The organism is Photobacterium kagoshimensis, assembly GCF_050337045.1.
Classification (GTDB): Bacteria; Pseudomonadota; Gammaproteobacteria; order Enterobacterales; family Vibrionaceae; genus Photobacterium; species Photobacterium kagoshimensis.
Map to the genome: position 1 here is coordinate 17,778 of NZ_JAKJSO010000009.1, position 21,437 is coordinate 39,214.

19 protein-coding genes and 3 tRNA genes are annotated in these 21,437 nt (G+C 45.1%); 13 read left to right on the plus strand and 9 right to left on the minus strand.

The genetic code is table 11. From position 1 onward, the window contains the following. Positions 1–86: 86 nt before the first annotated feature. The 5 genes from L4C35_RS03455 to L4C35_RS03475 all read left to right on the plus strand — a co-directional run bounded on the left by L4C35_RS03455 (position 87) and on the right by L4C35_RS03475 (position 5,633). Positions 87–1,451, plus strand: coding sequence for a Na+/H+ antiporter NhaC family protein (locus tag L4C35_RS03455; RefSeq protein WP_428461574.1), 1,365 nt, complete (start codon positions 87–89; stop codon positions 1,449–1,451). 271 nt (positions 1,452–1,722) lie between these two features. Beyond that, positions 1,723–3,396, plus strand: a complete 1,674-nt coding sequence (gene ushA / locus L4C35_RS03460) for a bifunctional UDP-sugar hydrolase/5'-nucleotidase UshA (protein WP_428461575.1) — start codon at positions 1,723–1,725, stop codon at positions 3,394–3,396. 117 nt (positions 3,397–3,513) lie between these two features. Next, on the plus strand, positions 3,514–3,990 hold the full coding sequence (gene ybaK / locus L4C35_RS03465) for a Cys-tRNA(Pro) deacylase (RefSeq protein WP_428461576.1): 477 nt from the start codon (positions 3,514–3,516) through the stop codon (positions 3,988–3,990). 13 nt (positions 3,991–4,003) lie between these two features. Continuing rightward, on the plus strand, positions 4,004–4,921 hold the full coding sequence (locus L4C35_RS03470; RefSeq protein ID WP_428461577.1) for a LysR family transcriptional regulator: 918 nt from the start codon (positions 4,004–4,006) through the stop codon (positions 4,919–4,921). A gap of 97 nt (positions 4,922–5,018) precedes the next feature. After that, positions 5,019–5,633, plus strand: a complete 615-nt coding sequence (locus tag L4C35_RS03475; protein ID WP_428461578.1) for a LysE family translocator — start codon at positions 5,019–5,021, stop codon at positions 5,631–5,633. Positions 5,634–5,705: 72 nt separating this feature from the next. On the opposite strand, the gene smrA is transcribed toward L4C35_RS03475, so the two are convergent. Then, on the minus strand, positions 5,706–6,287 hold the full coding sequence (gene smrA, locus L4C35_RS03480; RefSeq protein WP_428461579.1) for a DNA endonuclease SmrA: 582 nt from the start codon (positions 6,285–6,287) through the stop codon (positions 5,706–5,708). Between the two features lie 204 nt (positions 6,288–6,491). Continuing rightward, positions 6,492–6,632, minus strand: coding sequence for a DUF3149 domain-containing protein (locus tag L4C35_RS03485; protein WP_048900999.1), 141 nt, complete (start codon positions 6,630–6,632; stop codon positions 6,492–6,494). A gap of 265 nt (positions 6,633–6,897) precedes the next feature. Between L4C35_RS03485 and L4C35_RS03490 the strand changes: the two genes are divergently transcribed. From L4C35_RS03490 to L4C35_RS03505, 4 genes are all read left to right on the plus strand, one after another. Next, positions 6,898–6,974, plus strand: a tRNA-Pro gene (locus L4C35_RS03490). A gap of 63 nt (positions 6,975–7,037) precedes the next feature. Then, positions 7,038–7,114: transfer RNA gene (locus tag L4C35_RS03495), tRNA-Pro, on the plus strand. Positions 7,115–7,175: 61 nt separating this feature from the next. Beyond that, positions 7,176–7,252: transfer RNA gene (locus tag L4C35_RS03500), tRNA-Pro, on the plus strand. 158 nt (positions 7,253–7,410) lie between these two features. Then, the gene (locus L4C35_RS03505; protein ID WP_428461580.1) at positions 7,411–7,920 is read left to right on the plus strand and encodes an HNH endonuclease; all 510 of its coding nucleotides are present in this window, start codon (positions 7,411–7,413) and stop codon (positions 7,918–7,920) included. Positions 7,921–8,006: 86 nt separating this feature from the next. On the opposite strand, the gene L4C35_RS03510 is transcribed toward L4C35_RS03505, so the two are convergent. The 3 genes from L4C35_RS03510 to L4C35_RS03520 all read right to left on the minus strand — a co-directional run bounded on the left by L4C35_RS03510 (position 8,007) and on the right by L4C35_RS03520 (position 12,580). Then, a complete protein-coding gene (locus tag L4C35_RS03510; RefSeq protein WP_428461581.1) occupies positions 8,007–8,516 on the minus strand; it encodes a lipocalin family protein in 510 nt (169 codons plus the stop codon). A 53-nt stretch (positions 8,517–8,569) separates the two neighbouring features. Further along, the gene (locus tag L4C35_RS03515; RefSeq protein ID WP_428461582.1) at positions 8,570–9,436 is read right to left on the minus strand and encodes a TraB/GumN family protein; all 867 of its coding nucleotides are present in this window, start codon (positions 9,434–9,436) and stop codon (positions 8,570–8,572) included. A 174-nt stretch (positions 9,437–9,610) separates the two neighbouring features. Continuing rightward, complete coding sequence (locus tag L4C35_RS03520; protein ID WP_428461583.1) at positions 9,611–12,580, minus strand: heavy metal translocating P-type ATPase; 2,970 nt, start codon at positions 12,578–12,580, stop codon at positions 9,611–9,613. A gap of 210 nt (positions 12,581–12,790) precedes the next feature. Here L4C35_RS03520 and cueR point away from each other — a divergent pair, with 210 nt between their 5' ends. Further along, positions 12,791–13,225 carry a Cu(I)-responsive transcriptional regulator gene (cueR, locus tag L4C35_RS03525; protein ID WP_428461584.1) on the plus strand — a complete coding sequence of 145 codons (435 nt, stop codon included), beginning with the start codon at positions 12,791–12,793 and terminating at the stop codon, positions 13,223–13,225. Positions 13,226–13,359: 134 nt separating this feature from the next. Here the strand turns inward: cueR and L4C35_RS03530 are convergent, their stop codons facing one another. The 3 genes from L4C35_RS03530 to tesA form a co-directional block, all read right to left on the minus strand. Beyond that, the gene (locus tag L4C35_RS03530) at positions 13,360–14,214 is read right to left on the minus strand and encodes a co-chaperone YbbN (RefSeq protein WP_428461585.1); all 855 of its coding nucleotides are present in this window, start codon (positions 14,212–14,214) and stop codon (positions 13,360–13,362) included. A gap of 481 nt (positions 14,215–14,695) precedes the next feature. Next, the gene (locus L4C35_RS03535; RefSeq protein WP_428461586.1) at positions 14,696–15,523 is read right to left on the minus strand and encodes an SDR family oxidoreductase; all 828 of its coding nucleotides are present in this window, start codon (positions 15,521–15,523) and stop codon (positions 14,696–14,698) included. A 54-nt stretch (positions 15,524–15,577) separates the two neighbouring features. Beyond that, positions 15,578–16,198, minus strand: a complete 621-nt coding sequence (gene tesA, locus L4C35_RS03540; protein ID WP_428461587.1) for a multifunctional acyl-CoA thioesterase I/protease I/lysophospholipase L1 — start codon at positions 16,196–16,198, stop codon at positions 15,578–15,580. Here tesA and L4C35_RS03545 point away from each other — a divergent pair. Together L4C35_RS03545 and L4C35_RS03550 are read left to right on the plus strand one after the other, a co-directional pair. Beyond that, on the plus strand, positions 16,197–16,871 hold the full coding sequence (locus tag L4C35_RS03545; protein WP_048899705.1) for an ABC transporter ATP-binding protein: 675 nt from the start codon (positions 16,197–16,199) through the stop codon (positions 16,869–16,871). The two genes, tesA and L4C35_RS03545, sit on opposite strands and share 2 nt — an antisense overlap. Then, complete coding sequence (locus L4C35_RS03550) at positions 16,868–19,426, plus strand: ABC transporter permease (RefSeq protein ID WP_428461588.1); 2,559 nt, start codon at positions 16,868–16,870, stop codon at positions 19,424–19,426. Before L4C35_RS03545 ends, L4C35_RS03550 begins: the two co-directional genes overlap by 4 nt. A 23-nt stretch (positions 19,427–19,449) precedes the next feature. Here the strand turns inward: L4C35_RS03550 and L4C35_RS03555 are convergent, their stop codons facing one another. Next, positions 19,450–20,352 (minus strand): TIGR01777 family oxidoreductase, encoded by a 903-nt coding sequence (locus L4C35_RS03555; protein ID WP_428461589.1) that lies wholly within the window; start codon positions 20,350–20,352, stop codon positions 19,450–19,452. Between the two features lie 375 nt (positions 20,353–20,727). Between L4C35_RS03555 and L4C35_RS03560 the strand changes: the two genes are divergently transcribed. After that, positions 20,728–21,432 (plus strand): DUF1538 family protein, encoded by a 705-nt coding sequence (locus tag L4C35_RS03560; protein ID WP_428461944.1) that lies wholly within the window; start codon positions 20,728–20,730, stop codon positions 21,430–21,432. The last annotated feature ends 5 nt before the right edge of the window (positions 21,433–21,437 follow it).

The window sequence follows — 21,437 nt, forward strand, 5'->3', positions numbered from 1 at the left end:
TTGGATGTTTAGACGTCTAGATGTTGACTCGGCTAGGGGTTAGTTTTAGTCTAAGCCAAATTCTAAAATAGATGTCTGAAGCCATCATGTCGAACACAACACAATCTCAGACTGACCAGCCCATTGCTCCGTCAGCACTTGCTCTTCTACCATTAGGGGTGTTTTTAACCCTCTTTATTGGTGTTGGGAGTTATTTAACCTTTCAAGGTGTAGATTTTGCTTTTTATCAATTACCAGCCCCAGTGGCAGCATTACCCGCTGTTGTGGTTGCGTTATTGATCAGTAAAGACAAGCTAAATAAGGCGATAGAGCAGTTTATTCGCGGTGTCGGTCATGGCGATATAATCGCTATGTGTATGATTTATTTATTAGCGGGTGCATTTGCTTCTGTGGCGAAAGCGACGGGTGGTGTAGATGCGACCGTGAATCTTGGCTTGTCGATGTTACCATCGAGTCTGATCCTGCCAGGTATTTTTGTTATTTCAGCCTTTATCGCTACGGCAATGGGTACCTCAATGGGCACTATTGCTGCGGTAGCGCCTGTTGCATTAGGTATCGCGCAAGCTGCAGGTATGGATGTTGCGCTAACAGCGGGTGTCGTACTAAGTGGCGCGATGTTTGGGGATAATTTATCCATTATTTCTGATACAACGATTGCCTCTACTCGTTCACAAGGCTGTCAGATGCGCGATAAATTCAAAGAGAATATCGGCATTGCTTTGCCTGCTGCAATCGCTGCTATTTTATTGTTTGCGTTTAGTAGTACAGCCACTGAGGTACCTGCAACTGGTGATGTTGAGTGGCTCAAAGTTCTACCGTATATCACTATTCTTGTATTAGCGGTGTCTGGCGTTAACGTGTTTGTTGTTCTGAGCTTAGGGATTGTTCTGGCTGGCGGTGTCGGTTTAGTTGCAACTGAAGGTTACGGCCTTGCTACCTATGCACAAGATATTTACGCGGGCTTTGGTAACATGCAAGAGATCTTCTTACTGTCGATGTTAATTGGCGGTATGGGGGAACTCATGCGTCAACAAGGTGGTTTAGCCTATTTAACGCAGTTCATTAGCCGTGTGATTAATGTCTTTAGTAAAGGACATACGAAAGGCCAAAACCTACGTGCGAGCGAGCTGGGTATTGCTAGTCTGGTGAGTTTAACAAACTGCTGTACAGCCAATAATACCGTTGCGATTATCGTTTCGGGTGGTGTGGCACGTGAGTTAGCTGAAACTAACGGTGTTACGCCACGTCGCGCGGCAAGTCTACTCGATATTTTCTCATGTGTGGTACAAGGCATTTTGCCATACGGTGCACAAGGCTTATTGCTGGGCTCTGTGTTCGGGCTTTCACCGTTAGAAGTGGTTAGTCACTCTTATTATTGCTTCTTTTTAGCGATTGCTGCGGTTGCCGCTGTGTTTGTAAAACATGCAGCACGAGAGGCTGCAGCAGCGTAGCTTACCCTGCAGGCAATTACTCGCTTGCATAGATAAAGCCAATTATTATTAAGCTCTACTTCGGTAGAGCTTTTTTATGCAATTTTGCAATAAATCAGACAATTAGCACCACAGTATGGTGATCAAACCTACATATTCATGAAATGGATGCACTTGCTCTCAGTAATTATTTTAAACTAACGCTGATTTCTACTTCTAATGATTGTCTTTCTAAGTACAACAAAGAGTAGTGGCATAAAGGAATAATAATAACTGATTTAAGGTGATATTCATGAAGCAACGCCTATTTGCTAAAACTGCATTAAGTGCAGCTTTACTTGCAGTACTCAGTGGCTGTGCAAGCCAAGCTGATAGTAACGCTCCTACTTGGGAAGCCGACAAAGCTTATAAAATTACTATCCTTCATACGAATGATAACCATGGCCGTTTTTGGGAAAACAAATATGGCGAATATGGTATGGCGGCACGTAAAACCTTGCTTGACCAAATTCGAACTGAAGTAAAAGCTGATGGTGGTACTGCGTTGCTTCTTTCTGGTGGTGACATCAATACTGGTGTTCCAGAATCAGATCTTCAAGATGCTGAACCCGATTTTAAAGGCATGAACATGCTGGGTTACGATGCGATGGCATTGGGTAACCATGAGTTTGATAACCCATTAGATGTGCTTCGTAAACAAGAAGGTTGGGCTGATTTCCCATTCCTATCGGCAAATATTTACGATAAGAAAACGGGTGAGCGCTTATTCCAGCCGTATCAAATCTTTGAACAGCAAGGCATTAAAATTGCTGTTGTTGGTTTAACAACCGAAGATACGGCAAAAATCGGTAACCCAGAATATATCGGTGATGTTGAGTTCCGCGATCCTAAAGCGGAAGCTAAAAAAGTGATTGCAGAGCTGCGTGAAACTGAGAACCCTGATGTGATCATAGCAGCGACCCACATGGGCCATTATGTAAATGGTAACCGTGGGGTGAATGCGCCAGGTGATGTTGCGCTAGCGCGTTATCTAGAGGAAGGTGATCTGGATATGATCGTGGGTGGTCACTCGCAAGAACCTGTGTGCATGGAAGGTCCAAACATGTACAACAAGAACTTCAAACCAGGTGATGCATGTAAACCAGATAACCAAAATGGTACTTGGATTGTTCAAGCACACGAATGGGGTAAATATGTAGGCCGTGCTGATTTTGAATTTCAAAACGGTGAGCTACGCATGGTGAGCTACGACCTAGTGCCAGTGAACTTGAAGAAAAAAGTGAAATTGGCTGATGGCTCGAAGAAGCGTGTCTTCATTCAAGATGAAATTGCGCAAAACGAAGAAGTACTTGATTTCCTAACGCCTTATCAAGAAAAAGGCCAAGAACAGCTTAACGTTAAGATCGCGGAATCAAACGGTAAACTAGAAGGTGATCGTAACGTTGTTCGCTTTAAGCAAACTAACCTTGGTCGTTTAATTGCCGCTTCACACATGCAACGTGCTAAAGCGGACTTTGCGGTTATGAACTCTGGTGGTGTGCGTGATTCTATCGCTGCTGGCGATATCACTTACAAAGACGTATTAACGGTTCAGCCGTTTGGCAACATTGTAACCTACACCGACATGAGCGGTGCTGAAGTACTTGATTACTTAAATGTTGTTGCGACTAAACCCGTTGATTCAGGTGCTTACGCACAGTTTTATGGTATCTCCATGACCGTTGCGGATGGCCAAGTAAGCAACGTTGTTCTTAATGGTAAGAAACTCGATCCTAAAGCAACATACCGCTTTACTGTACCAAGTTTTAACGCTGCTGGTGGCGATGGTTACCCTAAATTGGCTGACCATCCAGGTTACGTAAATACTGGCTTTGTGGATGCTGAAGTTCTAAAAGAGTTCTTGGAAAGCAACAGCCCAGTTGATGTGAATGCCTTCGCACCAAAAGGTGAAATCATTTACAAATAAGCACTCGTATAAATGAAAGAAAACGGCTCCTTTATCGGAGCCGTTTTTTTATGGCTTGAAAAGCGTATGATAAAAGCATTGATTTAACGTTAGTTGTTAAAAAAGAGAATTATCACGATGACGCCAGCAATTAAATTAGCGAAAAAACAAGGGATCACTTATCAAGTTCATCAGTATGAGCACGATCCCGCTAATACCAATTTCGGCTTAGAAGCTGCAGATGCGCTAGGGCAAGATCCACAACAGGTTTTTAAAACACTGTTATTTGCGTTAAATGGTGACCCGAAAAAACTGGCAGTGGCTGTTGTCCCTGTCGCTGGCATGCTCGATCTTAAATCAGCGGCAAAAGCGGCTGGTGGTAAGAAAGCTGATATGGCTGATCCTAGTATTGCAGAGAAAACTACAGGGTATGTTGTTGGTGGCATAAGTCCGTTAGGCCAGAAAAAGCGCTTGCCGACATTTGTTGATCAATCTGCAGCTGAGTTTTCTACTATTTGTGTGAGTGCAGGTCGACGCGGCCTTGAAATTGAACTTTCACCACAAGACTTGGTGAAGCTAACGCAGGGGGCTTTTGCGTCCATCGCTAAGGTTTAAGACACGAAAAGACATGAAAAATATCAACCTTAACTTATTGGTGAGTTTGCAAGTTTTACTGGAAGAGTGTCATGTTAGCCGTGCGGCAGAGCGGCTGCATATCACCCAGTCGGCCGTGAGTCGACAACTCCATCAGCTGCGTGATATTTTTCGTGATCCCTTGTTGGTCCGCGATGGTAATCACTTACTGATGACACCCAAAGCGGCGCAATTGAAAGTGAAGCTAGATGCCATGCTGGATGATTGCCAGCATATCCTCCAGTTAGATACTTTTGATCCGCAAACCTGGCAGGGTAAAGTGGTTTTATCATCGTCGGATTATGTTGCCCAGTATATTTTGCCCGATGTGGTTGAGCTACTGCGTGATCAAGCGCCACAAGTCTCAGTCGAATATCAATTGTGGCAACCTGACTTTTATTCCGAATTAGGCCAGCGCGATATTCATCTGTTTTCATCTATGCTTTCTGCATTGCCAGAAGGGTTATGCGGTGAGCCGATCGGCGCTGATTACCCTGTTTGCGTGATGAGTCAGCACCATCCTTTAGCTCAACAAAACCAGCTCTCATTGACGGAGTTTTTAAGTTATAGCCATATCTCAGTGTCGGGTGGTGGCGATAAAGACAGTTTTATTGATCAGCATCTATCCTCGCAAGGGCTCAAGCGAGATATTAAATTTCGGGTGCCTTTTTTTACCTCTGCATTTAATACCCTGAGTCGTAGCGACATGTTAATGGTGGTACCTGAGCATATTGCATTGAACATGAAGCCGACTTATCCCATTCATTACCTGCCATTACCTATGCCAGTGAAGCAACATAAGTACTGGCTGATGTGGCATCCCAAATATGACAGTGACTTACCACACCAATGGTTACGTCAGCGCGTACTCACAGTAATGCGTGACTCTATGTATTCGATGAGTATGAGTTAAAATCATAAGGTTGATGATTTCTTTTGATTTCTTTTAATATCCATCGCTTGTTATCGTCAGCCATAGTTTCATTATTCATTGGTTCACGGAGTTAGCGATGACGCTCAGCATCATATTTTCACTCATATTAATATCGGCTTTGGGAGCTATGTCGCCAGGGCCAAGTTTAGCGGTTGTCGCTAAACACAGTTTAGCCAGCGGGCGTTTGCATGGCATCGTTACGTCATGGTCGCATTCGATGGGAGTGGGGATTCACGCACTATTGGGCATTCTTGGCTTGGCAGTTGTACTTAAACAGTCACCAACGCTATTTACTGCGGTGAGTTATGCAGGGGCTGCTTATCTTGCGTACTTAGGGGTAAATGCCCTACGTTCGAAAGGGGGGATTGCAGCAAAGTTGAAAGCGGGGGAATCGACAACGATTCTTGAAGCTGCTCGCGATGGCTTCATGATCTCATTGTTAAACCCGAAGTTAGCGCTGTACTTTATCGCCTTATTTAGTCAATTTGTGGCGCTAAGCTCTGAACTCAGTAGTCGAATTATTATTGTATCTACCCCCATTGTTATTGATGGCTTGTGGTATACCCTGATCGCTGTGGTTCTCTCTCGCCCTAAGGTGCTGGAAAAACTCCGCTCAAAAGCACAATGGATAGATCGTGTTTCAGGTGTTGTCCTAATTTTGCTCGCTGCTCGAGTGGTCTATATGGTGTAGTTGATACATGAAGCGATAAAAAAGGAGCGAAGAGTCGCTCCTTTTTTGATCTTGCTGTATTTGAAAGAGCTTTTAGCCTTTCTTGCTCATGTGGCGCTCTCTATTTTCGAGTTTCTTTTCTGGGCTTTTCTTTAACATCACGTATAGCGCACCATTGCCACCATGTTGGCGAAGCGTTGAGTGATAGCACATCACTTCACTAATTTGCTCTAGCCAGGTTGAGAGATAGCTTTTTATTAAGGCGGGTGGGTTAGAACGTTCACCTTTACCGTGCACTATGATGACGGTACGAATATCCATCCGATGGCACTGACGTAGAAATTGCAGTACTTCGTCACGGGCTTGTTTTAATGTTTTACGGTGAAGATCGAGTCGCGCTTGAATATCATATTTACCTAAGCGCAGTTTACGAAAAACACCTTCTTGTACCCCATCACGCTTAAACGCCAACATGTCATCGGGCTTACACATTTTTGCGTAATCTAGCGAAAGGTATTCAGGATCGTTATTGGTTAGCGTTTGGGCTGCAAGGCGGCGTGCAAGATGCGCATCAGTCACTTGATGCTTGGCCGTGGTTTCAATTTTATCTTGGGTGATTGGCGCAACGTCGGCCATCATCTCTTTAAAGAGATCGAGTTCATCGTTATCTGACATGATGATATAGCTTTAGAAACGGGTGTTTGTAGTATACCGATTTGTAGCATGAAATGAACAAAGAGGAAAACTTCAACCCGATCGAACAATCAGATTGAAGTGAAATATAAGCCATAAGAAAAGTGACCAGGGTCAAGCTACTCTTTGCGGTCGTGCAAACAATAAAGACCCCGGGTCAGCAAAAATGTATTTTGCTTAATGGCTCTAGTGAGGAGAAGGTGCCGAGAGCACTTTGTAAACAAAGAACCCACCGAAAAAGATCATTAATCCTAGCGCGCCAAAGATCACGATCATTGAAGATAGGCCGACGGCATTACCGAACAGGAGATCTAACCAAAAGTCCATGTTAATCCTTAGCATCGCTGAATAATGCTGATACGATACCTAATGATAATGATTTGTTATGATGATCTAGATCAACGGTATTAAAACTGTATGCAAGTTGTAGTTTGCTTTGTGTGTCAGATCACCCTAAGTGCGTGATATTAAGCAAAATGCGTGTTAGATAAGCAACTGATGTGGGAAAGTGAAAAAAAACGCGTTAAGTGCTTGCGTAATTTACCGTGCTGAGTATTATAAGCGACCTCGACAGCAATCCTGTTGAGTCAGTCGGTGAATAGCGCAGCTTGGTAGCGCATCTGGTTTGGGACCAGAGGGTCGGGGGTTCGAATCCCTCTTCACCGACCACTATTATTTCTGTTGGATGTTTGTCGGGCAGAATAATCTGGTAAGATTTAAAATATACTATGTCGGTGAATAGCGCAGCTTGGTAGCGCATCTGGTTTGGGACCAGAGGGTCGGGGGTTCGAATCCCTCTTCACCGACCACTTTATTTCTGTTGGATGTATGTCGAGCAGAAGAATCTGGTAGGATTTAAAATGTACAGCTCGGTGAATAGCGCAGCTTGGTAGCGCATCTGGTTTGGGACCAGAGGGTCGGGGGTTCGAATCCCTCTTCACCGACCACCTTTAGAAAGCCTCGTCGAAAGACGAGGCTTTTTTCGTTTAGGCGTTCTAAAATAGACTTTCCAAACCTGACTTGACGTCAAGCCAAGGTGACTTACATTCATTAATATTCAGTGATAATGTGCTGCTAATAATCACCGCCAGTGCTGAGAGGTTTCATGGCACGCAGTAAATCCGATATATCTAATAGTGCGATACGAATTTTTTTGCAGGATGTAGGAAAGTTTTATGATGAAACAAGAGGTTTTGAACCCTTTGGGCCTAAGGTTGCGCAAAAAGATGAGCTTTTAACATTTTTTAATCATAAGTGTTGTTTCTGTGGTACAGATATAGACCGTAAGTCTTTATCGCAGGATCATTTAATCCCAATGAACAAAAGTTCATTAGGTTTGCACGCTTGGGGAAATGTCGTACCTTGTTGTTCACCATGCAATAATTCAAAACAACAAAAACCTTGGCAAGAATTTATAGCGTTAAAAGCCGGTGATGATGCGAAAGAAAGGACTCGTCGTATTGAGGAGTTTGTGATTTCTAAAAACTATGACCCAACATTAGACCTTCACGAATATGCAGATAACTTATATGAAGATGTGGGGCAAGTCGCTATGACTTTAATTAATTTACGTTATAAGCAAGCTCAGGATGGCATCAAGAAGCTCTTGAAGTAGTTATGCTGAAATGTGACTTAATACCAATTCCTTAATTGGTATTAAGTGTTGTAGATATATGGTATTGAAAGACTGAGTATTTATTCCTACTGCTCAACCCTAATTAATGTTGAAGTATCGAAACCTTTCGCTTTTGCAGCGGTGATAAATTTTTTCATGATGTTAGGATCAACCTGTGGTGTCCGTGATAGTAGCCATAAATAATCGGTGTTATAGCCAGAAACAAAGGCGTAATCGTAATTCTCTCCCAATTCGAAAATGACATACGATGAATAGAATGGGCCCCAGAAAGAGACTTTGAGGTGGCCAACATCGGTTTTATCGACGAAGTAAGCTTTGCCAATCGCTTCGCTCCACTGCTCTTTTTCTGCTGAAAAGCCACGATTAACAACGTTGATACCTTGATCATCACGCAGTTCATAAGTCGCGGTGACATTCGATAGTCCAGATTCAAATGAATGATCCAGTCTTGCCACTTCATACCATTGGCCAAGAAAGCGGGTAAGATCAAATGACTTAACGGGCTCTACACTATCAGGGATGTATGTGCAGCCAGCCAGTAAAAAAGCTGATAATAAAATCGCTCTTATTTTCATCTGTTGTCCTTGATGAGCACAGAGGTTGTTGATTAAGCTAAATGCTAGCATTGTTACCACTCGCACTGTGATTGACTACCTTGAGTCAGTAGCTGAACACTGAACCCTTTTTCTTTTAATAGGTTAGGTAGCCCTTGTTCACCAATTAGATGAAAGGCACCGACAACAAGCATGTAATTACCCGCAGGGTATTTTTTTATATCATTCAATTGCTCTACCCAGTTGATATTGCGCTGATCAATGAGCATGAAATCTGTTTCGTCAGAGTAACTACTTTCGGCGAATAAACTATCAAGTTTGCCTTTATCGCCATCTTGCCAAGCAGCAATGAGGCAGTCGAGTTGATCATCGACTTCATCCCAGTCATGAATGGTCTCCAGCAGCATATCTAATCCATTTTTCGGGAGTGCTTTCATCATATCGAATTGCTTGGCAACGCTTTCAAGCTGATGAATTGGCATCGATTGATTTGCGGCACGCTCTAGTAAAATATAATCAACCCCTAAGTCAGCTTGAAGCCCAAGGTTATAAGCTAATGCTAATTGAATGCTCATAACGCTATACCATGGTGGGGCATAAGCCAGATCATTGGGCTTTAGTTTCAATTGCTTGGCTATTTGATTGAGTTTGTGTGTGTCCGATTCGTCAAGTAATGCGTGGGTGAGAGGCGGATTAAAGGTGAAAGACGGCATTTTGGTATCAAGAATATTGGCTTCTACTATCAGCCCATCAGCGGCTTGCCAGTGGTTGAGAAAAATTTCAGGCAGGGGATACATGTCTTGAGTGCCCACATGGATCGAGCCTAAAATTGTAAACTGGCGCTGGCCATCTGTGGCGTGCCAAACCATAGGTTCAGCAAAGGCACTCGAAGCCAAAAATGGTAAAACGAGAAACAGTTTTGAGAAAAAAGATTTAAGCATAACGCACCAAAGTCCATGGTTTCACTTAGGTATATCATAGCTCTTTAAGTGGAACAATTTATCACTCAGGTACGTTAATGCTATGTCATGACAGAAAATTATCGTTTGGAAGGGTGTAACCAAAACCACCAAACAATAAATGCGATGAGTGCAATTCCGATAATAAGTACCATCTTAGCTCTCCTTCTTATTGGGGGTGAACAGACGTAATCGGTTAGCATTACTGACAACGGTAATGGAAGAAAGCGCCATTGCTGCTCCTGCGACGACAGGGCTTAGCAGGGTGCCTGTAAATGGGAACAGTAAACCTGCCGCAATAGGGATCCCTAGCGAGTTGTAAATAAATGCCCCAAAAAGGTTTTGTTTCATGTTGTTTAGTGTGGCTTGTGAAAGCTGTAATGCATCAGCAACGCCGTGAATAGAGTGGCGCATCAAAGTGAATTGGGCACTTTCAATTGCGACATCGCTACCTCCTCCCATTGCAAGGCCAACCTCGGCTTGTGCTAAAGCGGGCGCATCATTAATGCCATCGCCCACCATCGCAATGCGTTGCCCTTGTTGCTGAAGATCGGTAATCAGTTGGGCTTTACCATCTGGCAGCACCCCCGCAATGACACGATCAATGCCCGCTTGCTGTGCTATTGCTTGCGCTGTAGCTTCAGTATCACCTGTTAGCATAACGACATTGAGTTTCATGGCTTTTAAACGGCTAATGGCTGCGGCCGAATCAGTACGTAATGGATCGCTAACGGCGAAAATGCCGGCTAACGTTTGGTTTATCGCAAAGAACACAACAGTGGCTCCTGTTTGTGCCAGTTTGAGAATATCTGCTTGTGCTATTGCTGTTGATATACCGTGCTGCTCAAGAAGTGCAGCATTACCTAGCAGTAGCTCATAGTGAGTATCCGTTGCTGGCGAATTAAGGCTCCCGACAACACCTAACCCTGGTATTGCTTTAAATTGGGTATTGCCATCCAGTGTTAGCGACTGTGCTTGCGCTTCTTGCACAAAGGCTTTTGCAAGCGGGTGCTCAGAATGAAGCTCTAAACTTGCTGCTAAGCTGAGTAGGGTTTGTTTACTGCGATCACCATAGCTAATGGTTTCAGTGACACGTGGTTTACCTTCCGTAATTGTACCTGTTTTATCTAACACCACAGTGTCGATATTGGCAGCCACTTGCATGGCTTCCGCATCTCGAATCAGTACACCGTATTCAGCCGCACGGCCAATGCCAACGGTAACCGACATTGGGGTGGCTAAGCCAAGCGCACACGGGCAGGCAATAATGAGCACTGTGGTTGCTGTAACTAACATATACACAGCGGAAGGTTGCGGACCGAAGTAGTACCATGCCATTGCGGTAACTGTTGCAATGATCATGACAGCAGGTACAAAAATGGCGGAGATTGAATCGGCCAGCTTTGCCAGTGCCGGTTTACTACTTTGTGCTTGGCGAACCAGTTGGATAATACGCGCTAGCATGGTGTCGTTACCGATTTGCTCTGCTTTAAACAGCAGGCTGCCATTTTGATTGATAGTACCGGCATGAATCGTGTCACCAGACTGTTTGTTTACGGCTAGTGGCTCACCGGTCAGCATGGATTCATCAATGTAGCTATCGCCTTGTTCAACAACACCATCTACCGGTACTTTTGCGCCAGGACGTAAACGTACCAGCATGCCTTTTTGAACCTGATCAAGTTCGACTTCGATTTCCTCACCGTTGCGAACAATGATAGCGGTTTGAGGCTGTAGATCGATCAAACGCTCTATGGCTTGAGAGGTACGTGTTCGCGCTTTTGCTTCCAGCGCATGCCCCAGTGTAATTAAGCCTAAGATCATCGCAGACGCTTCATAATAAACATGGCGAGCCTGTGGTGGGAACCAATCTGGCGCAATGACCACTAGGGTCGAGTAGACCCATGCCGCGCCAGTGCCTAGCGCAACCAAGGTATCCATACTTGCACGATGATGTAAAAAGGCTTTATAGGCATTGACGTAAAAGTGACGGCCTGTGGTCACTAAGAGTACAAGTGTGATGACCCCGATAAAGCCCCAGCCCATTTGACTTGCCGTGGAGTCGATCATCATGCTGCCACCAAATACCCCCCAAGCCATTAAAGGAATACCTATACTAAGCGCGATGATTGCGTTACGGATATGGGTTTTATAGCTGCTGGCTTGCTGTTCTTGTTGGCGCTGGCGACGAGACTGTTCGTCTTCGCTGACTTCTGCACCGTAACCTGCTTCAATAACAGCAGTAATAATATCGACATCAGCGGCAGTACCACTGACTAATGCGGTACGCTCAGCCAGGTTAATATTGGCCGTTAGCACCCCAGCGACACTCAGAATGGCTTTCTCTACCGAAGAAACACAGCTGGCGCATGTCATGCCGGTTAGTAAGAACTGCGTCGTTTGTTGGTTAGTCGAATCTTCAGCCTGAGTGGTCGTTTCAGTACCATAGCGAGTATCGGCTTGGCGCTGTTCTTGATCTGTCTCTGTACTTGTTTGCTCAGTAACCACTGAGGTTTCATCATCCGTGTTCGCTGTGATATCCCTAAACTCAGGTGAGGCGACATTAGCCTGAAAGCCTAATTGTTCAATGATCTCAATGAGGGTGGTTGTTGTGAGGGCACTGGAAATGACAGCACTATCCTTAGTCACACTAAACTGGCTAATATCCGCTTGTTCGCTCAGTGCTTTCTCTACTTTTGCGACACATTTTCCGCAGCTTAGCCCGCTGAGTGCCAAGGTGATAGTGGGTTGGTGTTCAACTCGATAACCTAAAACAGTCACAATGTCGCTGATCTCTTGCGTAGAAATAAGCCCAGAAATATCGAGTTGGTGCTTAGTCACAGTAGCTTTACTGACGAGTGGGTGTTGATCGAAAGCTTGCTGCACCTTGGCAACGCAGCGTCCGCATGACAAACCTGCTAGGGGTAATGAATGTTGCTGACCGACGCCATAACCGAGATCTTCGATAACGGAAAATACCGCGTGTAAAGGTTCTTCAGTGCTCACCCTTGCTTGTTTTGTATCAACATCCGCAGTGGTATTGGGTAGCGCTGTTAAGGCGGCTTTTATTTTATTCGCGCAGTTCATGCAGCGAACTTGGCTTAAAGGTAGATGAAATTCAGCCATAGTTTGAACCTTAATCAAATAGGTATAAGGCGGCAGCATGGTAGATCAATGAGTCGATTGCTTTGCTAGCACACTGTCGATGGAATACGAGTTAGGCCATAGCATAAACTTTCCATCAACTGGAAGGTCAACACTATTTATGCGATGCTGATAAATGTGATTGTGTGGAGCGTGTGCGTGTGAATAACGTGCTAAACAGAAGGCGAGAAAATGAATATTAGCGATATTGCTAAAAAAACCGATTTGAGCACTAAGACGATTCGGTTCTATGAAGATAAAGGCATTATTAGCGCGCCGCAGCGGGCGAGTAATGGTTATCGCCGCTATAGCGAAAGCCATATCGCAGAGCTCAACCTTATTCGGCGTGCGCGCTTAGTGGGGTTTACTTTGGATGAAGCCAAAGCATTACTCGGTTTATCTCGTGATCCTGAGCGAAAAAGTGCCGATGTAAAAGCCAAGGCGCAAGAAAAGCTTATCGAAATAGATCATAAAATTGCTGAACTTCAGCAGATGAAGCACACCTTAGAAACACTGACCAATCAGTGTCCGGGTAATGAAGGGGCGGTTTGTCCAATTATTGAAGGCTTACAAAATCCACAGTTTGCCTCTTCTTCGTGTTGTGACAAGACTCACTTGGATCAGTAATTACTCTTGGTTGGTTAACATCTACAAAAAAAAGTCATGCAAAACATGACTTTTTGAGCGTGACCCTAATCTAAACCAATCGATCTCTGTCCCTAAGGATCGTGGCTATTGGCTAGGTTCTACTGTTGTAGCTGTTAGTACAATAGCGAGTAAAGTTGACGACGATATTGTGCGGCAATCGCATTGCCTTGACCTAGTGCAGCAAGAATATCCATCATGGTTTTTTTCGCATTACCATCGGCGAAGTTCATGTCTTTACGCAGTAAACCGATTAATAGCTCAAGTGACTCTTCCTGACGGTTTACTTGGCTATATTGTACTGCCAGCTCATAAGCTATTTGTTTATCGCTTGGGTCTGCCGTTAGTTTTTCTTCGAGCAAAAGAATCTCAGGTGATTCACTGGCTTGCTTATGAAGCTCAAGTTTCGCCATCAAGCCTTTATATTTCGCATCTTGATCTTGCATGGTCACGGTCGCAAGCAAGGTTTCTGCTTCATCAAACTGCAGTGTTTCCACTAAACATTCAGCAATGGCTAGTGTCACAATCGCTTGTTGTGGGAATTTAGGTGCGAGTTCACGCAGCATAGGTAATGCTTGATTAAAGGCTTGAGTATCAACCAAGTTTAGCGCTTGTTTTAATGCGATTTCATCTTGGCTTGGCAAATGTTTTGCCAACATAGTACGTAAGCTATCTTCTGTTTGTGGGCCAGCAGAACCATCAGCGGGTTGACCGTTTTTGAACAGGGCAACAGTAGGAAGACCACGAACACCAAATTGTTGCGCGACGGCAGGTCGTTCTTCACAGTTTAATGTCGCTACTGTGAGTAAACCTTGGTACTCAGCTGCTAGCTTGTTCAGTAAGGCGTTAACTTCAGCGGTTTCAGGCATTGATGGTGCCCAAAAGCTAATAGCAACGGGTGTTTGCATTGATTGCTCAATAACTTGTTGTAAATTTTGTTCGTTGATTTCGATAGCTGAGTTTTGGTACATGCCATTCATTCCATAAACTGTTTGATACTCACTATATGGGGATAGTGGCGGTAATATCAAGGGGATGCTGGGGGATGAAAAAGCAAAAAGGAGAGCGGGGCTCTCCTTTTTAACCGTTGAAGGTTAGAAGTAGTGCGAGGGTCACACAGACACAGAGTAAATTTAGTTGTCGTAAGGACATGGTCTTCCTCAATATCGTTATCATTTTTATATAGGGGTGTATGAGGGTTTGCTCAACAGTAACTAATTTACGATCACTCTATGACAGTAATATTACGTTATTGGTGTTTTTTGATGAAACCTAACTATAGCGACAGGAAAAGGGTATTTATCTGACTTAAACTAAGCAATAAGGCGGAATATATGAAACATATTTTCAATATGAACGCTTATTGTACGGCTAAAAGCTGAGAGAGATTATACAAGAAAGATCGTAAGGATTTCGCCTTACGATCCTCTGTTAGGCCAGTGTTATTAGGGGTTAGTCGCTTTTGTTGAGTAAACGATCTAATAGCGCTGATGGCAGGATCCTGCGTAAGAAACCAAAGATATAGGTTGGTTGAGTAACAAAATAGCGGGCTTTAGGCTTATCGCTTTGAATTATATGTAATAGTGGGCGTAAAACTGCATCAGAAGTCAGAGTAAATTTATTCGATGGCGAAGATTTGCCCAATCGCTCTAGCGTCTTATGGTAGTTGTTAATATGACGAGACTCTTCAATATTAATGTATTTCTCAAATGCTTTTTTGGCATTTTCACGGAAATGACTTTCGATTGGCCCTGGCTCAATCAAACAGACATGAATAGGAGTATTCATAAGCTCAAGGCGTAATGTATCGGTATAGCCCTCTAAGGCGAATTTGCTGGCGTTGTATGCGCCACGGTATTTCATCGCCACTAAACCCAGCACCGAGCTGTTTTGAACGATCTTGCCACTGCCTTGTTTGAGCATGATAGGAATGACGGCTTTTGTGAGTTCGTGCCAGCCAAATACATTGGTTTCAAACTGTTCACGTAAGGCTTGGGTTGGAAGATCTTCTAGCGCACCTGCTTGCCCGTAAGCCCCATTGTTAAACAACACATCTAATTTGCCATCTGTCAGTTTCAGAGCTTGTTCTAAGCCTTGATGGATTGAAACTGTATCCGCTAAATCAAGTTGAACACATTGCAAACCTTGTGCTTGCAATTCATCGACATCATGTTGTTTTCGGCAACTGGCGACTACGTTATAACCCGCTTTATGAAGGGCGAAAGCGCAGTGGCGGCCAATACCTGTACTACAGCCTGTGATTAAAATTGAGCTTGTCATTTGCTTCCTGCTTGTATGTTTTGTTATTTAGTCTGAGCGAGTCGATATATCGTTTTACTTTTTATTTAGCGCCTTGGTGATCTCTTTTGCCATGTAATCTGCGATCCACGGCTGCGCTTCCGCTTTAGGGTGCAGGCCATCATCCATCATCCATTCTTGCTTCAAAATCACTTCTTCAAGAAAAAAAGGCAGCAAAGGTGACGAGTATTCCTGACTTAACGCAGGGTAAAGTGCGCTAAATAGTTGGCTGTAACGTTTACCATAATTAGGGGGTACTTGAATTTGCATCAGCAGGCTCTGAGCGCCTGTGGCTTGGATATCTTCGATCATTGCCGCTAAATTGTTACGAATCGTTTTAGGAGGAAACCCTCGTAAACCATCATTCGCACCGAGCTCGATTATGACGTAATCTGGTTGATGACGGTTTAATAAACTTGGTAACCGTGCGAGTCCATTGCCCGTGGTATCCCCAGATATACTGGCGTTGACGACGGTGAGATCATGGCCTTGCTGGCGGAGTTTAGGCTCAAGGAGTATTGGCCAACTTTGTTCAGCTCGCATGTTGTAGCCTGCGCTGAGGCTATCCCCTAGTATCATTAAGGTGCCGCAGTATCCCGTGATTGATACTAAGGGGAGCGTAACAATAAAAATTAAAACTGAAAGGAATCGTTTCATGTCTACATCCGTGATTAAAGCTGTGTCCGTATCTAAGCACGTGGCTACGACAACATCGTCTATTACTATTCTGCAGGATGTTTCGCTTGAGGTCGAGCAGGGTGAAAGTATTGCATTGGTTGGTGTATCTGGTGCAGGTAAATCAACCTTAATGACACTATTGGCTGGTTTGGATATTCCGACATCGGGTGATATTGAATTACTCGGGCAGTCATTATCGGCGTTAGATGACGAAGCGCGCGCGGCTTTACGCAGTGAATCGATTGGCTTTGTTTTTCAAAGTTTTTTGTTAATACCTTCGCTAACAGCACTTGAGAATGTGCTATTACCGGCGATTATTCGCGGTGAAGAGGGAGATGCTACCCGTGCAATGGAGCTGCTTGCCCAAGTGGGTCTGCAAGGGCGTGAAAGCCATTTACCCACACAACTATCTGGTGGTGAGCAACAACGTGTCGCCTTGGCCCGTGCATTTATTACCAAGCCAAAAATCCTGTTTGCTGATGAGCCAACGGGTAACCTCGATCAGCACACTGCTAGCACTATTATTGAAATTCTTTTTGCGTTAAACCGCGATCATGGCACCACGTTAGTCTTGGTGACCCATGACCCACAACTTGCGCAGCGTTGTGATCGCGTTGTCCGTATTGAAGGCGGTATGGTGGCTGCAGCATGAGTGAACTCAGTGAAACATCGGTAGCAACACAGCAGCATTCGCCGCATTTATTATCACGTTGGAGCTGGCGAGAGTTATGGCAAGGGCAGTTATGGCCTGTTGCTGTGGCATTAACGCTCATTATTGCGTGTGTATTTGCGCTGTCGGCACTCGTTGTTCGGGTCGAGAAGATCATGACAGATCAGGGGCGATCCGTGTTGGCGGCAGATTTAGTTTTGGTGTCGGGTAACCCGATTGATGAGGATATTTTGGCCGCTGCATTCCAGCGCGGTTTAACCATATCTAAGCAAACGCGATTTGGCACTATGGCATTTAGTGATGAAAATATGCAGCTAGTGAGCGTAAAAGCTGTAGCCAATGATTTTCCGCTACGTGGCAATTTAGCCTTGTCGTCTGGTGGGGCTGCGCGCATTCAATCACAGCATGTGCAGCCGGGCGAACTCTGGTTAGCTGAACGGTTATTTTCATTACTCGCGGTGAAAGAGGGTGATGATGTCATGATAGGTGATGCGCAGTTCACCGTTTCTGGCTTAATCGCGCAAGATCCTGAATTGTCGTTTAACCCATTTAGTCAGATGCCTGCCGTGCTTATTCATTATGATGATATTGCGCGGACTGGAGCGGTGCAGCTTGGTGGTCGCGTACAGTATCGAATGTATTTTGTCGGTGCAGATGACGCTTTGGCTTCTTTTAGGCAGAGTGTGGAATTGCAAGCTGGGCAGCGTTGGATCAGTGAATCAACCCAAGGTCGTACGGGGGATTTGATTGATCGCGCACGTCAGTATTTATCTTTGACTTTAATTTTGGTCATTATCATGGCCAGTGCCACCTTGGTTCTTACTTGCCAGCACTATACAGCCAGCCGTCGAGAAACGGTTGCTATGATGAAAAGCCTTGGTGCCCGTAAGGCGTGGTTGTGGCGTTGGCTGGCTGGCCAGTTATTGATGCTGTTTGCTTTTGCCGCTGTACTTGGTGTCGGTTTAGGGGCTTTACTGGAGACCTTATTACGATTGCCATTGGGGGATATTTTACCTCAGCCGCTGCCACCGATGGGGTTTGCGCCATTAGTTACCAGCGTGCTAGTGGCCTTGCTAGTGGCGATCCCCGGTATGGGGGTTTCATTAATTAAACTCGTGAATACCCCTGCCATTGCTGTTATGCAGCCTGAAGGCTCAGCGCAATCCGGTTCAGGGTTATTGAATACAAGGTTATCGAATACAGGGCTATCGAATACACGCCAAGCATCACCGTGGCGCTTTGGATTGGTGTTATTGCCCCTTGGTGCATTATTGATTTGGTTTGGCGATAACACCTTGATGTGGTTAACCCTATTAGGGCTAGCCGTCATGTTATTTTTACTGGCGGTAATAGGCGTGGCTGTTGTCGCTTTGCTGCGGAAAAAAAGGTGGGGACCTGCGATGCAATTGGCGCTGAGCCGTATTGGTCGAAGTCCTTTAGCGACGGGGGCACAACTTGCAGCATTAACAGCATCACTGATGTTATTAGCGGTGATATGGCTGCTACGCACCGATTTGCTTGCGGATTGGCAGCAGACTTTGCCGTCTGATGCGCCGAATGTGTTTGCACTCAATATTAGTGAAACGGAAACTCAGCCTTACTTGGCCGCGTTAGATGCGCAAAATATTGAACATTCCTCGATGTACCCTGTGATCCGCGGGCGCCTCGTGGCGTCCAATGGCGAGCAATTCCTTACAAGTGATCAGACCCAGAAAGATAATACCGAGACTCAATCGAGTCGTAATCAAGCGCAATCAGATGAAGCACTGCGCCGTGAATTGAATTTTACGTGGCGTGAATCACCACCTATTCACAACCAAGTGATTGCGGGAATTTGGGGCGGCGAAGGGACAGTCTCTGTTGAACAAGGCATTGCAGAGCGCTTGAATATTCAAGTTGGTGATGAGCTAGCATTTACCGTAAATAGCCAGCCATTTTCAGCGATAGTTGGTAGCATCCGTCAGGTTGAGTGGCGCAATATGCGACCTAATTTTTATTTTATCTTCTCGCCTGATGTGGTGGCTGAACTTCCTGCAACCTTCTTAGTCAGTTTTCGGATCGGTGCCGATCAAAGCCCTTTGCTCAATCAGCTGGGTCGTGATTATCCAACCGTGAGTCTGATGGATTTACGGACCATGGCATCACGCATTCAATTGATGTTACAGCAGGTGTCCTTGTCGCTATCCGTGTTGGCTGCACTGGGGGTGCTGAGTGGATTATTGCTGGTGCTGACACTGTTACGGCTTGGTTTATCGCAGCGCCAACAAGAAATGAAGCTCTACCGCACTTTGGGGGCGAGCCGACAGCGGATCAGTGCAACGGTATGGTCTGAATACGGTATGATGGCACTGATTGCGGGTCTGATGGCCACTATGGGGGCGGAGGGTATGGTGGCAGCGTTAGTGCATTTTGGGTTTGAACTCTCGCCACAATGGCACCCATCACTTTGGCTTGGTTTACCTGTGATTGCGGTTGGGCTGGTATTAGCCTTGGCGCAAAGCATGCTGCCTAAATTACTTCAGCCGTTAAAAAGTTAATGTGTTGGCCGCACTTTGTGCGGCTATTTCACGGTATGAAGGGTTTCTTTTAAGGCGTGCTCCAGTTCTGGAAAGCAAAATTTAAACCCTTCAGCTTCAAGTCGAGCTGGGAGTGCACGCTGGCTGTCAAGTAGCAGGCAAGCGGATTCGCCCAGCCCCATTTTGATCAGCCATTCAGGTGTGCTCAGTATATGAGGGCGGCGCAATACCTTGGCTAACGTCTGGCTAAACTGCTTGTTGGTTACGGGGGTTGGCGCTGTAAAATTAAAGGGGCCTTGTGCCGTGGGGTGCTTCAATAAAAACAGAATACCTTTGACCATATCTTGCAAATGGATCCATGGGAAATATTGCTGACCACTACCAATTGGCCCGCCTAACCCGAGTTGATAGGCGGGTAGCATTTTCGCTAACGCGCCACCATGTTTGGCAAGGACGATACCTGTACGTAAAAGGCAAACACGGGTCTGTTCGGACTGGGCTTGCAATGCAATCTCTTCCCACTTTTTACACACATGATGAGCGAAATCATCCTTGTTAACCTGTAATGTTTCATCAAACGGGTCATCTTTTTGATCGCCGTAGATACCTACAGCAGAACCACTAATGAAAATCGGTGGCGGATTCTTTCCTGCTTTTAATTTATTCACAAGTTCTTGGGTGATTTGCCAGCGGCTATCGCAAATTTTCTGTTTCTGCTTTTCACTCCAACGTTTATTGACGATAGGCTCGCCCGCTAAATTGATCACGGCATCAAAGTTATCCAAATTATCAAGCTCAATAAGTTGATTGATGACTTTAATATGGTGCCCTAAACGTTGATAGGCACGGGTTGTGTCTCGGGTTAATACGGTAACTTGATCATGATTGAAGTGAGGAAGAAGTGCTTTACCAATAAAGCCAGTGCCACCTGTCACTAAGATATTCATTTCAACGTCTCCCTAAACACTGTGTAATCATATATCTATAGATAATACCCTGATAATGCTCTTACAGGTCACAAGCTTATATCAATTCTAGTGAAATATAGGAAAGACCCGCAAGAGAGAGCAAGGTTAAATGAAGTATAACGGATAGGGAAATAGCGGGTGAAAATGAGGGATAAAGCAAAGCGTAACAAAATAAGAATGACGAGTTCCCCTGTGAATCACAAGCGGTTATTCAGATCGAGAATCATATTTGTGTGCTACTTCGCGCTGTATTAATAGCAAGCTGTTAAGTCGTAAAGATTAGCGCTATCACTAAAGTATGACGTCGCGATAAAGGAGTGATAAGTGAAAGGATTCACGGCATTTTTACAATCAATGCTCTCTAGCTTGCGTGACTTATTGCCCATCATCGTCGTGATTGGCTTTTTCCAGTTGGTGGTGTTGCAACAGCCTCTTCCTCAACTAGGTACCATCGGCTTTGGCTTATTGCTGGTGGTGTTTGGTCTTACTTTGTTTGTTATTGGTTTAAATATGGGGTTATTTCCCATTGGGGAGTCAATGGCGCAAGCTTTCGCGCGTAAAGGAAGTGCGGCTTGGTTACTGATTTTTGCGTTTTGCTTAGGCTTTGGCACCACGATAGCGGAGCCTGCATTAACAGCGGTGGCGTCTGAAGCCGCAGAAGTCGCGGCTGAAGGCGGTATGATTGTCGCGACTGAAGAGGCGATGGCTGACTATGCGTCAGGCTTACGGTTAACGGTGGCTTTATCTGTCGGTGTTGCCATTGTACTTGGGGTGTTACGTATTCTTAAAGGGTGGCCGATCCATCGAATGATCATTGGCGGTTACTGCTTGGTAATGGTGATGACATGGTTTGCGCCCCCTAGCATTATCGGCATTGCCTATGACTCGGGTGGTGTAACAACCTCGACCATTACGGTGCCGTTGGTGACAGCTTTAGGGGTCGGGCTTGCCTCATCCATTAAAGGGCGAAACCCCATGGTTGATGGCTTTGGTTTGATCGCTTTTGCCTCACTCACTCCCATGATTTTTGTGATGGCTTATGGCTTGTGGTTAGCATGATAAGG

Excerpts from the sequence above, each read along its gene's own strand:
- L4C35_RS03455 (WP_428461574.1), top strand. The coding sequence starts at position 87 with ATGTCGAACACAACACAATCTCAGACTGACCAGCCCATTGCTCCGTCA.
- ushA (WP_428461575.1), top strand. The coding sequence starts at position 1,723 with ATGAAGCAACGCCTATTTGCTAAAACTGCATTAAGTGCAGCTTTACTT.
- ybaK (WP_428461576.1), top strand. The coding sequence starts at position 3,514 with ATGACGCCAGCAATTAAATTAGCGAAAAAACAAGGGATCACTTATCAA.
- L4C35_RS03470 (WP_428461577.1), top strand. The coding sequence starts at position 4,004 with ATGAAAAATATCAACCTTAACTTATTGGTGAGTTTGCAAGTTTTACTG.
- L4C35_RS03475 (WP_428461578.1), top strand. The coding sequence starts at position 5,019 with ATGACGCTCAGCATCATATTTTCACTCATATTAATATCGGCTTTGGGA.
- smrA (WP_428461579.1), bottom strand. The coding sequence starts at position 6,287 with ATGTCAGATAACGATGAACTCGATCTCTTTAAAGAGATGATGGCCGAC.
- L4C35_RS03485 (WP_048900999.1), bottom strand. The coding sequence starts at position 6,632 with ATGGACTTTTGGTTAGATCTCCTGTTCGGTAATGCCGTCGGCCTATCT.
- L4C35_RS03505 (WP_428461580.1), top strand. The coding sequence starts at position 7,411 with ATGGCACGCAGTAAATCCGATATATCTAATAGTGCGATACGAATTTTT.
- L4C35_RS03510 (WP_428461581.1), bottom strand. The coding sequence starts at position 8,516 with ATGAAAATAAGAGCGATTTTATTATCAGCTTTTTTACTGGCTGGCTGC.
- L4C35_RS03515 (WP_428461582.1), bottom strand. The coding sequence starts at position 9,436 with ATGCTTAAATCTTTTTTCTCAAAACTGTTTCTCGTTTTACCATTTTTG.
- L4C35_RS03520 (WP_428461583.1), bottom strand. The coding sequence starts at position 12,580 with ATGGCTGAATTTCATCTACCTTTAAGCCAAGTTCGCTGCATGAACTGC.
- cueR (WP_428461584.1), top strand. The coding sequence starts at position 12,791 with ATGAATATTAGCGATATTGCTAAAAAAACCGATTTGAGCACTAAGACG.
- L4C35_RS03530 (WP_428461585.1), bottom strand. The coding sequence starts at position 14,214 with ATGTACCAAAACTCAGCTATCGAAATCAACGAACAAAATTTACAACAA.
- L4C35_RS03535 (WP_428461586.1), bottom strand. The coding sequence starts at position 15,523 with ATGACAAGCTCAATTTTAATCACAGGCTGTAGTACAGGTATTGGCCGC.
- L4C35_RS03545 (WP_048899705.1), top strand. The coding sequence starts at position 16,197 with ATGTCTACATCCGTGATTAAAGCTGTGTCCGTATCTAAGCACGTGGCT.
- tesA (WP_428461587.1), bottom strand. The coding sequence starts at position 16,198 with ATGAAACGATTCCTTTCAGTTTTAATTTTTATTGTTACGCTCCCCTTA.
- L4C35_RS03550 (WP_428461588.1), top strand. The coding sequence starts at position 16,868 with ATGAGTGAACTCAGTGAAACATCGGTAGCAACACAGCAGCATTCGCCG.
- L4C35_RS03555 (WP_428461589.1), bottom strand. The coding sequence starts at position 20,352 with ATGAATATCTTAGTGACAGGTGGCACTGGCTTTATTGGTAAAGCACTT.
- L4C35_RS03560 (WP_428461944.1), top strand. The coding sequence starts at position 20,728 with ATGCTCTCTAGCTTGCGTGACTTATTGCCCATCATCGTCGTGATTGGC.